The 13,884-nt window shown below is 68.5% G+C and carries 14 protein-coding genes; 6 read left to right on the top strand and 8 right to left on the bottom strand.

Annotation, left to right across the window (positions count from 1 at the left end; genetic code table 11):
* Nucleotides 1–5 precede the first annotated feature (5 nt).
* The 8 genes from ABEA33_RS18165 to rpmH form a co-directional block, all read right to left on the bottom strand.
* The gene (locus tag ABEA33_RS18165; protein ID WP_345528328.1) at nucleotides 6–983 is read right to left on the bottom strand and encodes a ParB/RepB/Spo0J family partition protein; all 978 of its coding nucleotides are present in this window, start codon (nucleotides 981–983) and stop codon (nucleotides 6–8) included.
* Between the two features lie 67 nt (nucleotides 984–1,050).
* Nucleotides 1,051–1,881, bottom strand: coding sequence for a ParA family protein (locus ABEA33_RS18160; protein WP_345528327.1), 831 nt, complete (start codon nucleotides 1,879–1,881; stop codon nucleotides 1,051–1,053).
* A 266-nt stretch (nucleotides 1,882–2,147) separates the two neighbouring features.
* Nucleotides 2,148–2,873, bottom strand: a complete 726-nt coding sequence (rsmG, locus tag ABEA33_RS18155; protein ID WP_345528326.1) for a 16S rRNA (guanine(527)-N(7))-methyltransferase RsmG — start codon at nucleotides 2,871–2,873, stop codon at nucleotides 2,148–2,150.
* A 35-nt stretch (nucleotides 2,874–2,908) separates the two neighbouring features.
* A complete protein-coding gene (locus ABEA33_RS18150) occupies nucleotides 2,909–3,460 on the bottom strand; it encodes a Jag family protein (RefSeq protein WP_345528325.1) in 552 nt (183 codons plus the stop codon).
* The gene (yidC, locus tag ABEA33_RS18145; protein ID WP_345528324.1) at nucleotides 3,453–4,454 is read right to left on the bottom strand and encodes a membrane protein insertase YidC; all 1,002 of its coding nucleotides are present in this window, start codon (nucleotides 4,452–4,454) and stop codon (nucleotides 3,453–3,455) included. The genes ABEA33_RS18150 and yidC overlap by 8 nt, the downstream gene beginning before the upstream one ends.
* A gap of 3 nt (nucleotides 4,455–4,457) precedes the next feature.
* Nucleotides 4,458–4,751 carry a membrane protein insertion efficiency factor YidD gene (gene yidD, locus ABEA33_RS18140; RefSeq protein WP_345528323.1) on the bottom strand — a complete coding sequence of 98 codons (294 nt, stop codon included), beginning with the start codon at nucleotides 4,749–4,751 and terminating at the stop codon, nucleotides 4,458–4,460.
* Complete coding sequence (gene rnpA, locus ABEA33_RS18135; protein WP_345528321.1) at nucleotides 4,748–5,107, bottom strand: ribonuclease P protein component; 360 nt, start codon at nucleotides 5,105–5,107, stop codon at nucleotides 4,748–4,750. The genes yidD and rnpA overlap by 4 nt, the downstream gene beginning before the upstream one ends.
* 29 nt (nucleotides 5,108–5,136) lie before the next feature.
* Nucleotides 5,137–5,274: a 50S ribosomal protein L34 gene (rpmH, locus tag ABEA33_RS18130; RefSeq protein ID WP_185253047.1), complete on the bottom strand. Its 138-nt coding sequence runs from the start codon at nucleotides 5,272–5,274 to the stop codon at nucleotides 5,137–5,139.
* Between the two features lie 467 nt (nucleotides 5,275–5,741).
* Between rpmH and dnaA the strand changes: the two genes are divergently transcribed.
* The 6 genes from dnaA (at nucleotide 5,742) to gyrB (ending at nucleotide 13,778) form a co-directional block, all read left to right on the top strand.
* The gene (gene dnaA, locus ABEA33_RS18125) at nucleotides 5,742–7,217 is read left to right on the top strand and encodes a chromosomal replication initiator protein DnaA (protein ID WP_425577450.1); all 1,476 of its coding nucleotides are present in this window, start codon (nucleotides 5,742–5,744) and stop codon (nucleotides 7,215–7,217) included.
* A gap of 420 nt (nucleotides 7,218–7,637) precedes the next feature.
* Complete coding sequence (gene dnaN, locus ABEA33_RS18120; protein WP_345528319.1) at nucleotides 7,638–8,774, top strand: DNA polymerase III subunit beta; 1,137 nt, start codon at nucleotides 7,638–7,640, stop codon at nucleotides 8,772–8,774.
* A gap of 23 nt (nucleotides 8,775–8,797) precedes the next feature.
* Nucleotides 8,798–9,703 (top strand): phosphogluconate dehydrogenase (NAD(+)-dependent, decarboxylating), encoded by a 906-nt coding sequence (gnd, locus tag ABEA33_RS18115; RefSeq protein WP_345528317.1) that lies wholly within the window; start codon nucleotides 8,798–8,800, stop codon nucleotides 9,701–9,703.
* Between the two features lie 12 nt (nucleotides 9,704–9,715).
* On the top strand, nucleotides 9,716–10,870 hold the full coding sequence (recF, locus tag ABEA33_RS18110) for a DNA replication/repair protein RecF (RefSeq protein ID WP_345528316.1): 1,155 nt from the start codon (nucleotides 9,716–9,718) through the stop codon (nucleotides 10,868–10,870).
* A complete protein-coding gene (locus ABEA33_RS18105) occupies nucleotides 10,860–11,402 on the top strand; it encodes a DciA family protein (protein WP_345528315.1) in 543 nt (180 codons plus the stop codon). Before recF ends, ABEA33_RS18105 begins: the two co-directional genes overlap by 11 nt.
* 318 nt (nucleotides 11,403–11,720) lie before the next feature.
* Complete coding sequence (gyrB, locus tag ABEA33_RS18100) at nucleotides 11,721–13,778, top strand: DNA topoisomerase (ATP-hydrolyzing) subunit B (RefSeq protein WP_345528637.1); 2,058 nt, start codon at nucleotides 11,721–11,723, stop codon at nucleotides 13,776–13,778.
* Nucleotides 13,779–13,884 lie beyond the last annotated feature (106 nt).

Genomic DNA, 13,884 nt, shown 5'->3' with positions numbered 1-13,884 from the left:
CACGCTCAGATCGGTCGATCGTCGCGGTTGCGAGGGTCCATGATGTCGACAATTCGCTGGAGGTCGTCGATCGATCCGAACTCGACGGTGACCTTGCCCTTGCTGCGGCCGAGGTCGATCTTGACCCGCGTCTCGAACCGGTCCGAGAGACGCTCGGCGAGGTCGACCAGGCCGGGCGCCACTGGCTTCTTGCGGACGACTCGGGGAGCCGGACCGTCGGCGTCGCGCATCGCGACGATCTCCTCGAGCGCTCGGACGCTGATGCCCTCCGCGACCACCCGGGCGGCCAGCCGGTCCTGGACCTCGGGGTCCGAAATGGCGAGCAGCGACCGGGCGTGCCCCGCCGAGAGGACCCCTGCCGCCACCCGACGCTGGACCGCCGGCGTCAGCTTGAGCAGACGGAGCGTGTTGCTGATCTGCGGGCGGGACCTGCCGATCCGGCTGGCCAGCTCCTCGTGGGTGCATCCGAAGTCGTCGAGCATCTGGGCGTATGCCGCCGCCTCCTCCAGCGGGTTCAGCTGGGAGCGGTGCAGGTTCTCCAGGAGGGCGTCGCGGAGCATGTCCACGTCGTCCGTCTCCCGCACGATCGCGGGCACCATCTCGAGACCGGCCTGCTGCGAAGCCCGCCAGCGCCGCTCGCCCATGACGAGCTCGTAGTCGTCGGGACCGTGCCGGCGCACGACGACCGGTTGCAGGACGCCGATCTCCCGGATCGAGTGCACCAGCTCCGCCATCGCCTCCTCGTCGAAGACCTGGCGCGGCTGGACCCGGTTCGGCTGGATCAGCCCAACCGGGATCTCGGCGAAGTAGGCGCCGGCGACGGGGGCCAGCCCTGAGACGTCCAGCTGTCCGGACGATTCGGCAGTGGTCGCGCCGTCACCGTTCGAATCCGCGCCCGACTCGCTCGCCGCCGGACCTGTCGGGATCAGCGAGCCCAGGCCGCGGCCGAGGCCCCGGCGTGGCGCGGGGCGGCTGGCATTCATTCGGGGTCCCCTCGAAAGTGTGGGCTGGCGACGCGAACCTGGGGAGGCACGCAGTTTCGTGGCGTGATCAACGACTGGCTCCCTGGATGGCGATCTCGCGTGCGGCTTCGAGGTAGGACAGTGCCCCCGGAGATCCTGGATCGTAGGTCATCACGGTCTGGCCGTACGACGGCGCTTCGGAGACCCGGACGGAGCGTGGTATCGACGTCTTGAGGACCTGGTCCCCGAAGTGCTCCCGGACCTCCTCGGCCACACCGGAGGCGAGTCGGGTGCGGGCGTCGAACATCGTCACCAAGATGGTGGAGACCTCGAGCCCCTGGTTCAGGTGCGCGCGGACCATCTCGACTGTCTCGAGCAGCTGCCCCAGACCCTCGAGCGCGTAGTACTCCGCCTGGATCGGGATCAGCATCTCGTCGCCGGCGACCAGTGCGTTCAGGGTGAGGAGCCCCAGCGAGGGTGGGCAGTCGATGAGGACGTAGTCGAAGCGGTCCTCCCCCGCCTCGGCGGCGGTGCCGACCCACGGGTGACCGTGCACGGCCTTGCGCAGTCGGCTCTCCCGGGCGACGACCGAGACCAGCTCGATCTCGGCCCCGGCGAGGTCGATGGTCGCCGGCACGGCCCAGAGGTTCTCGATCTCCGGTGACTCGGTCGTCACGTCGACGAGGGGCTCCCCGTCGACCAGGGCGTCGTACGTCGATGGCACGCCACGCCGATGCTCGACGCCGAGCGCGGTCGAGGCGTTGCCCTGAGGATCCAGATCGATGACCAGGACGCGCTGGCCGAGCTGGGCGAGCGCGGCGGCGATGTTGACGGTCGAGGTGGTCTTGCCGACCCCGCCCTTCTGGTTGGCCACCACGAAGATCCGCGTCTTGCTGGGACGTGCCAGCGCAGGACGCATTCGAGCTCCCTGGCGCGCGAGCACGATGTGCTCCGCCGCACGGGCCAGAGGAGTCGCGTGGTCGTCATCGAAGACGGGGGCCGCTACCGCGATGTCCGCAGCGGTTCGGACACGGAAACCCTCGGTCGCGTCGGTTTCACGTGAAACATCCGGAGCCAGTGGTCCCGTCGCCCCCTGTGGAGAACCGGCCTCAACTTGTGGATAGCTCCGCTCACCAGGGGTCTCCGATCCGGTGGAAAACTCGCCACCGTGATCGGCGTTGTCCATCACGTCCTACGCCTCCGCTTCGATGTCGGCCGTCCACGACCCGCTGCCCGTGCCCCTGGAGCACCAGGCCGGTCCGGACTTGCCGCAAGCGGCCAAGATACCTGGGTGGGGTCATCCCAAGCCACCCGGAGTGCGACCGTGGGGGACACAGGCCAGTCCGCGCCGAGCAGCAGGACCTCGGGTGCCGCGCATCCCCATCGAGTCAGCTCGGCGGCGGCTGCGTCGATCTCGTCGCTGACCGAGCTGCCCTTCATCGCGATCAACGCGCCGTCCGGCGCCACCAGCGGCATCGACCAACCAAGGAGCCGCTCCAACGGAGCCACCGCGCGGGAGGTGACCACGTCGAACGTCCGCACGCCATGCAGAGCGTCGGCGCGGCCACGGAACACCTCGACATTGCCCAGCGCCAAGACCGATGCGACCTCCTCGAGGAACGTCGTACGCCGAAGTAGCGGTTCGACCAGTGTCACCGAGAGGTCCGGTCGGGCAATGGCCAGCACCAGTCCCGGCAGGCCGGCGCCCGACCCGATGTCGCATACGGTTGAGCCCTCCGCGACCAGCTCACCGAGCAGTGCGCAGTTGACCAGGTGACGGTCCCAGAGTCGTGGTGCCTCACGCGGCCCGATCAGTCCCCGGACCACTCCATCGGTCGCGAGCAGCTCGGCGTACTGCTCGGCCAACGGCAGACGGGCGGACGGAAACGCCCTCCGCGCCACTTCGGGCACGGAGGGCGTTTCACGTGAAACATAAGGGTCCATCGTCACTCGGGAAGGACCACGACGTACCTACGTGGCTCCACGCCCTCGGACTCCGACGACAGCCCAGCAGCGGCAACGGCGTCGTGGACCACCTTGCGCTCGAACGGGGTCATCGCGGAGAGCGACACCGACTCTCCCGAGGCACGCACCTTCGCCACCGACTCGTTCGCCACCTGGATCAGCTCTTCGCGCTTGCGCGCCCGGAAGCCGGAGATGTCGAGCATCAACCGCGTGCGTTCACCGGTCTCGCGGTAGACAGCAAGCCGAGTGAGTTCCTGGAGCGCTTCGAGGACCTCTCCGTTGTCACCCACGAGCTGCGACAGGTCGGCGCCCACGATGGAGACCGCGGCACGGTCCCCGTCCACGTCCATGTCCAGGTCGCCGTCGAGGTCCGCGATATCCAGCAGCTCCTCGAGGTAGTCGGCAGCGATATCGCCCTCCTGCTCCAGCTCCTCGAGGCGAGAGGACGCGGAGCGCGACTCGTCGACCTGACCCTGCTCCCCAAAGGCCTGCGCGGTCGTCGGGGTCTCGTCCGTCACGGTCTCGTCACTCATCGGTGCCTCCTTCGGGCTTCGGCTTGGGGACGGGTCGCTGACCCGAGCCCTGCTGACGCTGCTTCTTGGTCTGCTTCTTGGGCTGCTGCCGCTGCTGCTGCGGACGCGCCTCTTCCTCAGGGACCACCTCGGCCGCCTCGACGGCAAGCGTCTTGCCATGCTTCGCGGCCTTCGCCCGGTCCCGCTCCAGCTTCGCCTTCTCAGCGGAGGTGCCGGGCGCCGGGTTGTTGCGGATGACGTAGAACTGCTGACCCATGGTCCACAGGTTCGACGTCGTCCAGTAGAAGAGGACGGCGATCGGGAACGCGATGCCGCCCACCGCGAACACGACGGGCAGCACGTAGAGGAGAAGCTTCTGCTGCTGCGCGTACGGTCCAGACAGGGCGTCGGCCGGCATGTTCTTGCTCATCAGCTGGCGCTGCGTGGTGAACGTCGTGGCCGTCATGGCGAGCACCAGGATGGCCGCCACGATCATGACCGCAACGTCGCCGTCTGCCTTCAGGAACGTCGCCTTCAGCGGAATGCCGAACAGCTCCGCGTTCTGGAAGCTGGTCGCCAGCTCCGGGGTGATGAACGCCTTGCCGTCACCCTTCGCCGCGTGGTGGTCGAGCAGCCGGAACAGCGCCAGGAAGATCGGCATCTGGATCAGGATCGGCAGGCACGAGGCGAACGGGTTGGTGCCGCTCTCCTTGTACAGCTTCATCGTCTCCTGGGCGAGACGCTCGCGGTCGTGACCGTACTTCTTCTGCAGCTCCTTGACCTTGGGCTGGATCAGCTGCATGTTGCGGCTGGACTTGATCTGCTTCACGAAGAGCGGGATCAGCGCCGCTCGAACCGTCAGCGTCAGGCCGATGATGGACAGCACCCAGATCAGGCCACTGTCCGGGTTCATCCCGATCTTCTCGAAGAGCCAGTGCCACGCGACCAGCACTGCGGAGATCGCGTAGTAGAGCGGCGTCATGATCAGACCGCCGAGGTCGCCGAGGAATCCCACGGATCAGGCTCCTTGCTGGGGTGAGGGAGAGGCGCCCGCATGCCTGCGGGAGCCCTCTGCTGATTCAAAGCGAGGTGGCACCGGGTCGTACCCGCCGGCGGCCCACGGGTGACACCGCAGCAACCTGCGTAACGTCAGCCAGCTGCCATACAGGCTGCCGCGTGTGGTGACCGCGTCCAGGGCGTACGCCGAGCACGACGGGTGGTAGCGACACACCTGGCCGTACAGCGGACTGATCAGCAGGCGATAGCCACGCAGCAGCCCGATCAGCAGCCAACGCACCGGGTCGTACTTCACGCCGTCACCTCCGACCGCACCCGAGCGAGGCAACGCGTCAGGTCGGCCGAGAGTTCCCCGTACGTTGCGCTCGCCGAGGCCGGGAGCGCCCTGACCACGAGCGCAGCAGAACCCGGGAGCGACGTGACGTGCTCCCGGGCCAGGTGTCGAAGTCGGCGCTTCACGCGGTTGCGGACCACGGCATTGCCCACCGCCTTGCTGACCACGAAACCGATCCGCGGACCGGGTACGCCGGCCGAGGCGTCCACCCCGTCTGCGAGGTGCACGACCACGGTGCGACTTCCGGCCCGCCGACCCGTGCGCACGGTCTGCTGGAAGGACGCTCCATCAGTGAGACGGCGTTCCGACGGCAGCACGCGCGCGGCCTGGGCGGCGGGTCCTGCCGTCAGACCGCGAGGCTCTTGCGGCCCTTACGGCGCCGCGAAGCGAGGATCGAGCGACCCGCGCGGGTGCGCATCCGCAGACGGAAGCCGTGCACCTTGTGCCGGCGGCGGTTGTTCGGCTGGTACGTACGCTTGCTCACGAGGTTCTCTCCATACTGGTTCAGGGCAGCCACACGGGCCGGGACGGCAGTGCCTGACTACTTTCGGCTGGCACCGCCCGTCCACGACGTGACCCACTGGGATCGGCTGCTCTTCGTGGACATGCGGCACCGGTCGACACCGGGTGACCGAGCAACGGTACGCGCTGGCAATCCACAGGGTCAAACCCGCGAGCAGCCGCCTTCACTCTGCCTGTGGATGACGGCTTGCCGCCGCCCGGTCCACCTTGTTACGTTCGAGCAGACCGAGGTTCCCCGCCGCCCTCGATCCAGACCTTAGCGCCAGGTCGTGTGACCCCCGACACATCGGGCTGAATACGCTCCTGACCTGCACAGACAGTGCAATCTCTGGGTCACGGATGTGTCTCGGACGGGCTCTCTCCACAACGAGGGAGTCGGGTTCACAACCTGTGGACAAAGTTGTGGACCAACTCGACGACCAGGCCGGACTGGCAGAGCAGCAACAGGGCAGCAACAGGAAAGCGGGAGCGGTGGAGCAGCACACCTCGGACCTCGACGTGGCGTGGCGAGGCGTCGTCGACGACCTCCAGCCCAACCAGCGGGCCTGGCTGAGTGCCAGCGAGCCGGTGACGCTCCACGAGAGCACTGCCATCGTCGCGGTCCCCAACGACTTCACCCGCAACCAGCTCGAGGGCCGGCTACGCGCCCAGCTGGAGGACGCCCTCAGCCTGCGCTTCGGCCGCGAGATCCGCATCGCCGTCACGGTGAACCCAGCACTCGAGACCGAGATGACTCCGGTACCGATCGACGAAGCGATCCAGCCACAAAGCAACTTGTCGACAAAGCCACAGATGGATATTCGACCGGTCGCCCCGCCCGCGCCCTCGCCGGAGCCCGTCGACGTCAGCTCGCGCCCGAGCTCGCTCGAGACCCGGCTGAACCCGAAGTACACCTTCGAGACCTTCGTCATCGGGTCCTCGAACCGGTTCCCGCACGCGGCCGCGGTCGCGGTCGCCGAGGCACCGGGCAAGGCGTACAACCCCCTCCTCGTGTACGGCGACTCCGGCCTCGGCAAGACCCACCTCCTGCACGCGATCGGCCACTACGTCCGCTCGCTCTACACGTCCGCGCGCGTGCGCTACGTGTCGAGTGAGGAGTTCACCAACGAGTTCATCAACGCCATCCGCGACGACCGCCAGGATCGGTTCAAGCGCCGCTACCGCGACGTCGACGTGCTGCTCATCGACGACATCCAGTTCCTGGAGGGCAAGACCCAGACCCAGGAAGAGTTCTTCCACACCTTCAACACGCTCCACAACGCCAACAAGCAGATCGTGCTGACGTCGGACCGCGCTCCGAAGCGACTCGAGGCACTCGAGGACCGCCTGCGCAACCGCTTCGAGTGGGGCCTCATCACCGACGTGCAGCCGCCCGACCTCGAGACGCGGATCGCGATCCTCCGCAAGAAGGCCGCGATGGACCGGCTCACCGCGCCGCCCGACGTGCTCGAGTTCATCGCCTCCAAGATCCAGACCAACATCCGCGAGCTCGAAGGCGCACTCATCCGCGTCACGGCCTTCGCGAACCTCAACCGCCAGGAGGTCGACATGACCCTGGCCGAGATCGTGCTCAAGGACCTGATCCCCGAGGGCGGCGAGCCCGAGATCACCGCGGCCCTGATCATCGCCCAGACCGCGGCGTACTTCGGGCTCTCGATCGAGGAGCTCACCGGCCCCAGCCGCGGACGCCACCTGGTGATGGCCCGCCAGATCGCGATGTACCTGTGCCGCGAGCTCACCGATCTGTCGCTGCCCAAGATCGGCGCGCAGTTCGGCAACCGCGACCACACGACCGTGATGTACGCCGACCGCAAGATCAACCAGCTGCTCGCCGAGCGCCGCGCCGTCTTCAACCAGGTCAGCGAGCTCACCAACCGGGTCAAGCTGCAGGCACGCCAGTCCTGATCCGAACGACAACTTGTCGTTCCTCAGACCTGTGGACGAGGTGTGGGTCCAAATGACATGCACGACCGTTGCCTGTGGAAGCACGACCGTCACCGTGTGCACTCCGGCTCGCCGTACACACCCCGCCACGGCCAGCGCCTCGTAGTTCCACAGCCCCTGTGCATGTCGAATCGCCCGACTGACCTGCACGAATCAGAGTTCTCCACAGTTTCCACCGTTGCTATGACTCCTCCGTACCTCTAGATCTCCCCACCACCCGTCAACGTCCATCCGAGGCCCAACCTGGGGACAACCACCCGAACGGCGGCCTTGACGGCCTCGGTCTCGGCGAAGAAACAACACCGAACCTCCCGCTCACCGTGGCTGCATGGCAGGATTCGCAAACCACTGTCCGTGCCCGACCGACCAGAAGGACCCATCGTGAAGTTCCGCGTCGAGCGCGACGTGCTCGCCGATGCCGTCGCCTGGGCTGCCCGCAGCCTCCCGGTCCGCCCGAGCGTCCCGGTCCTCGCGGGCCTGCTCATCGAGGCGAACGACGACGGCTTGGTGCTCTCCACCTTCGACTACGAGACCTCGGCCCGAGCCACGCTCAACGCCCAGGTCAGTGACGAAGGGCGCGCCCTGGTCAGTGGCCGGCTGCTCGCCGACATCTGCCGCAGCCTCCCGGCCAAGCCTGTGGACATGGTGCTGGACGGAGCGCGCGTCTCCCTGACCTGCGGCTCGGCGCGGTTCAGCCTGCAGACGATGCCGGTCGAGGACTACCCGGCGCTGCCCGACATGCCGGCGGCGACCGGGACCGTCGACAGCGAGGGCTTCGCACACGCCGTCGCCCAGGCGGTCACCGCTGCCGGTCGCGACGACATGCTCCCCGTGCTGACCGGCGTCCGGATCGAGATCGACGGTTCGACGATCTCCCTGCTGGCCACCGACCGGTTCCGGCTCGCGCACCGCGAGCTCGCCTGGAACCCGCACACCCCCGACATCTCCGCGGCCGCCCTGGTCCCCGCCCGGGTGCTCGGCGACACCGCCAAGGCGCTGACCGCCGGCGGCGAGGTCACCATCGCGCTCGCCACGACCGGCACGGGCGAAGGCATCATCGGGTTCGAGGGCGACGCGCCCGGGGGTCGCCGGCGTACGACGACGCGTCTGCTCGACGGCGAGTTCCCCAAGGTCCGCAGCCTCTTCCCTGCCGAGCACCTGACCACCGCCCTGGTCGACAAGACCGCGCTGATCGAGTCGGTCCGTCGCGTGTCGCTGGTCGCGGAGCGCAACACCGCCGTCCAGCTGGCGTTCAGCGAAGGCGTGCTTACGCTGGACGCAGGGTCCGGCGACGAGGCGCAGGCGTCGGAGTCGATCGAGGCGAGCATCAACGGCGAGGACATCACGACGGGCTTCAACCCGCAGTTCCTCCTCGACGGGCTGACCGTGATCGACCAGCAGGTCATCGAGCTGGCCTTCACCCAGGCCTCCAAGCCCGTGGTCCTCAGCGGGTCGACCGAGGGCGAGGCCGAGACCGCGTTCCGCTACTTGCTGATGCCGCGCCGGCTCCTGTCTTGAACCACAGGTCCTAGGCTGTCGCCATGGACATCGGACTCGTCGGGCTCGGCAAGATGGGTGGCAACATGCGCACCCGTCTGCGCAATGCGGGACACACCGTCATCGGCTACGACCGCAACCCGGACCTGGCCGACGCTGACAGCCTCGCCGCCATGGTCGAGCAGCTGCCATCGCCGAAGGTCGTCTGGGTCATGGTCCCCGCCGGCGACCCGACCCGCGGCACCATCGAGGAGCTCGGCGAGCTGCTCGGCGACGGCGACCTCGTCGTCGACGGCGGCAACTCCAAGTGGACCGACGACCAGCTCAACGCCGAGATGCTGGCCAAGAAGGGGATCGGGTTCGTCGACTGCGGTGTCTCCGGTGGTGTCTGGGGTCTGCAGAACGGCTACGCGCTGATGTGCGGTGGCACCGACGACGACGTCGCCAAGGTGCAGCCGGCCCTCGACGCGCTCAAGCCCGAGGAGGGCGGCTTCGTCCACGCGGGCAAGAAGCCCGGCGCCGGCCACTTCGCCAAGATGGTTCACAACGGCATCGAGTACGCGATGATGCAGAGCTACGCCGAGGGCTGGGAGCTCCTCGAGAAGGTCGACCTGGTCGACAACGTCACCGAGGTCTTCGACTCGTGGCGCTCCGGCACCGTCATCCGCTCCTGGCTGCTGGACCTGTTGGTCGCGGCCGTGGAGGAGGACCCGCACCTCGACAAGATCGCCGGGTACGCCGAGGACTCGGGTGAGGGACGCTGGACGGTCGAGGCGGCGATCGAGAACGCCGTCCCGATGAACGTCATCGCAGCCTCGCTCTTCGCGCGCTTCACCTCGCGCCAGGACGACAGCCCGGCGATGAAGGCGATCGCCGCGATGCGCAACCAGTTCGGCGGGCACGCCGTCCACACGGAGCCGCCGCCCGGCGGCGACGCCGGCCCAGCCTGACCTCCGGCATCCGTGTACGTCGCCCACCTCTCGCTCCACGACTTCCGGTCCTACGCGACCGCCGATGTCGAGCTGGGGCCAGGGGTGACGGCGTTCATCGGCCGCAACGGTCAGGGCAAGACCAACCTCGTCGAGGCGATCGACTACCTGTCGCGGCTCGCCTCCCACCGGGTATCCGGTGACGCGCCCCTGGTCCGTTCGGGTGCCGAGCAGGCGGTGGTGCGCGCCGCCGTCGTACGCGACGGACGCACCGCGGTGCTCGAGGTCGAGATCAACCCGGGGCGCTCCAACCGCGCGCGAGTCAACCGGTCGCCCCTCCCCCGCGCCCGCGAGATCGTCGGACTGGTGCGGACGGTCGTCTTCTCCCCCGAGGACCTGACGCTCGTGAAGGGGGACCCGTCCGACCGGCGTCGCTTCCTCGATGACCTCCTCGTGCTGCGTACGCCGCGCCTGGCCGGGGTGCGATCCGACTACGACCGGATCCTCAAGCAGCGCAACTCGCTCCTCAAGACCGCAGGCGCCGCGCGCCGCGGGTCCTCGAGCCAGGAGGGCGCACTGTCGACGCTCGGCGTGTGGGACGACCACCTAGCGCGGACCGGCGCCGAGCTGCTCGCCGAGCGGCTCGCGCTCGTCGAGGCGCTGCGGCCGTACGTCGGCAAGGCATACGAGACCGTCGCGCGCGGCGCGACCCGCGATGACGCCGAGGTCGAGTACCGGTCGTCGTTCGACCTCGACGGACGGACCCAGCGCGACGACCTGGCCGAGGCGCTGCTCGCCGAGGTCGGCCGCCGACGCAAGGACGAGCTCGACCGCGGGATCTCGCTGGTCGGGCCGCACCGCGACGAGCTGCTGCTGAGTCTCGGGCACGGCCCCGACCAGGACCGGCTGCCGGTCAAGGGCTACGCCTCCCACGGCGAATCCTGGTCGTTCGCGCTCGCGATGCGCCTGGCGTCGTACGACCTGCTCCGCGCGGACGGGGACGACCCGATCCTGATCCTCGACGACGTCTTCGCCGAGCTCGACACCGATCGTCGCGCCCAGCTCGCTGAGCTCGTGTCCGGTGCCGAGCAGGTGCTGGTCACCGCGGCCGTCGGCGCCGACGTGCCCCAGGCGCTGGCCGGGGTGCGGTATGCCGTGGGCGGCGGCGAGGTCGTCCGTGAACACTGAGACCCCGGACGGCAGCGACCTCCCCGACGAGCCGCCGACGCACGACGCCGACGGGCTCGACCTCGCCAGGGCACTGACCCGCTCGACCGCGAAGTCGACTCCCAAGGCCCGGAAGCCGAAGCGGTTCGACCAGCGCAGGACCCGTGGCCGGGTCACCGGGGCCTATCCGGATGACCGCGATCCCCAACTCCTCGACGACACCGTCAGCCGGTTGGTCGCCGACCACGGTTGGGCCGTCGACCTCCGGGTGCAGGGTGTCTTCGGCCGCTGGCCGGAGCTGGTCGGGACCGACGTCGCCGAGCACTGCACCCCGGAGACCTTCGACGAGGGCCGGCTGGTGGTGCGCACCGACTCGACCGCCTGGGCGACCCAGCTCAAGCTCCTCGCACCCACCGTCGTACGTCGTCTCAACGAGGAGCTCGGGCACGGCACGGTCACCGTCATCGAGGTGCTCGGCCCGCACGGTCCGACCTGGAAGAAGGGCCCCCGGTCGGCTCGCGACGGACGCGGCCCGCGCGACACCTACGGCTGACCCGGTCCACGTCGTCCGGAGACGAGCCCAGAGACGATCTGGCGGGCCCGCCGACGTACGGGGACCTATCCGCACCCCTGCGAGGGCCTTCGATCGCCGCTCACGGGGCGCTACGGGCCACTATTCCTCCACAGATCCCCCCGGCCCTGCGGGGCACACGTGGAATGCGGCCTTCTGACGGCTATCATGGAGTTCGGCCGCACCGCACTCACGCACGCGGCCGTCTCCATGTCATGACAGCCGTCAGAAGAGGTACGCGTGAGCGACGTCAACCCGGTCGAGGCCGACGAGACCCCCAACGCCCCGTCCACGACCACCGTGGCCCAGGGCCGCGTCGAGACCGAGTACGACGCCTCCGCCATCCAGGTGCTCGAGGGCCTCGAAGCGGTCCGCAAGCGACCCGGCATGTACATCGGCTCGACCGGTGAGCGCGGCCTGCACCACCTGATCTGGGAGATCGTCGACAACGCCGTGGACGAGGCGCTCGCCGGCCACTGCGACCGGATCGTCCTCACGCTCCAGGCCGACGGCGGCATCCGGGTCGAGGACAACGGTCGTGGCATCCCGACCGACACGGCTCCCGGACAGGAGCTGCCCGCGCTGACGCTCGCGCTGACCGTCCTGCACGCCGGCGGCAAGTTCGGTGGCGGCGGCTACAAGGTCTCCGGCGGCCTGCACGGTGTCGGTGTCTCGGTGGTCAACGCGCTCTCGAGCCACGTCATCGCCGAGGTCCGCAACCGTGGACATCTCTGGCGCCAGAGCTTCACCATCGGGGTCCCGGACGGCCCGCTCGAGCAGGTCCGGGCGATGGAGCCTGGGGAGCGCACCGGCACGACCATCACGTACTGGGCCTCCCCCGACATCTTCGAGACGACCACGCACTCGCTGGAGACGATCACGTCGCGGGTGCGCGAGTACGCGTTCCTCAACAAGGGCCTGGAGATCGTCGTCCGCGACGAACGGCCCGCCGCCGAGGAGATCGCCGACGCCGTCGAGGACGAGATCGTCTCCGACGAAACCGACGCCCAGCGCGCCGACGCGATCAAGCGCGCGGAGTCCGGTGGCATCGAGCAGGTCTTCAAGTACGACCGCGGCCTCGTCGACTACGTCGAGTACCTCAACCGCCGCAAGCAGGTCGCGAACCCGACGATCATCTCCTTCGACGCCGAGACCCCCGAGTCGGTCGAGAGTCACATGAGCCTCGAGGTCGCGATGCAGTGGAACACGACGTACTCCGAGTCGGTCCACACCTTCGCGAACACCATCAACACCCACGAGGGCGGCACCCACGAGGAGGGCTTCCGCGCGGCGCTCACCTCGCTGGTCAACAACTGGGGCTTCGAGTGGGGCCTGATGAAGAAGCCCGAGGACCGCGTCTCGGGTGACGACATCCGCGAGGGTCTGACCGCGATCATCTCGATCAAGATGGGCGAGCCGCAGTTCGAGGGCCAGACCAAGACCAAGCTCGGCAACACCGAGGCCAAGGGCTTCGTCCAGCGGATCATGAACGACCAGCTCGGTGCCTGGCTCGAGCAGAACCCCGCCGAGGGTCGCGACATCATCCGACGCTCGCAGGCCGCGGCCCAGGCCCGGATCGCCGCGCGCAAGGCGCGCGACCTGGCCCGGTCCCGCAAGGGCCTGCTCGGCGGCGGCAGCCTCCCCGGCAAGCTGTCCGACTGCCAGTCGACGAACCCCGCCGAGTGCGAGGTCTTCATCGTCGAGGGTGACTCCGCCGGTGGCTCGGCGCGGCAGGGCCGCGACCCGCGGATCCAGGCGATCCTCCCGATTCGCGGCAAGATCCTGAACGTCGAGAAGGCGCGCATCGACAAGGTGCTCGCCAACACCGAGGTGCAGTCGATCATCTCTGCCCTGGGCACCGGCATCCAGGAAGAGTTCAACATCGAGAAGCTGCGCTACCACAAGGTCGTGCTGATGGCGGACGCCGACGTCGACGGCCACCACATCAACACCCTGCTGCTGACGTTGCTCTTCCGCTTCATGCGGCCGCTGATCGAGGGCGGCTACGTCTACATGGCGCAGCCCCCGCTCTACCGACTGCGGTGGAACAAGCCGCAGGAGCACGAGTTCGTGTACTCCGACGCCGAGCGGGACGCGCTGCTCCGCGAGGGACAGGCAGCCGGCAAGAAGCTGCCGAAGGAGAACCCGGTCCAGCGCTACAAGGGTCTCGGCGAGATGAACGCCAAGGAGCTGTGGGAGACCACCATGGATCCCGACCAGCGCCTGATGCTCCAGGTCACCCTGGACGACGCGGCCCACGCGGACGAGATCTTCTCGATCCTGATGGGCGAGGACGTCGAGCAGCGTCGTTCGTTCATCCAGCGCAACGCCAAGGACGTCCGATTCCTGGATATCTAGATCTCTAGCGAGATCCCTAGATACCAGTAGAGCCGACGAGAGAGACCAAGAACTGTGACTGAGACCCCCATCGGCGGCCGGATCGAGCCGGTCGAGCTGCAGACCT

This window comes from Nocardioides endophyticus, assembly GCF_039543845.1.
Classification (GTDB): domain Bacteria; phylum Actinomycetota; class Actinomycetes; order Propionibacteriales; family Nocardioidaceae; genus Nocardioides; species Nocardioides endophyticus.
The sequence above is the reverse complement of the archived record's forward strand: the minus strand, read 5'-3'. Positions and strand labels throughout refer to the sequence as shown.

Bases quoted from the DNA above. Each gene is read 5' to 3' on its own strand.
- ABEA33_RS18165 (WP_345528328.1), bottom strand. From the start codon at position 983: ATGAATGCCAGCCGCCCCGCGCCACGCCGGGGCCTCGGCCGCGGCCTG.
- ABEA33_RS18160 (WP_345528327.1), bottom strand. From the start codon at position 1,881: ATGCGTCCTGCGCTGGCACGTCCCAGCAAGACGCGGATCTTCGTGGTG.
- ABEA33_RS18150 (WP_345528325.1), bottom strand. From the start codon at position 3,460: ATGAGTGACGAGACCGTGACGGACGAGACCCCGACGACCGCGCAGGCC.
- gnd (WP_345528317.1), top strand. From the start codon at position 8,798: ATGGACATCGGACTCGTCGGGCTCGGCAAGATGGGTGGCAACATGCGC.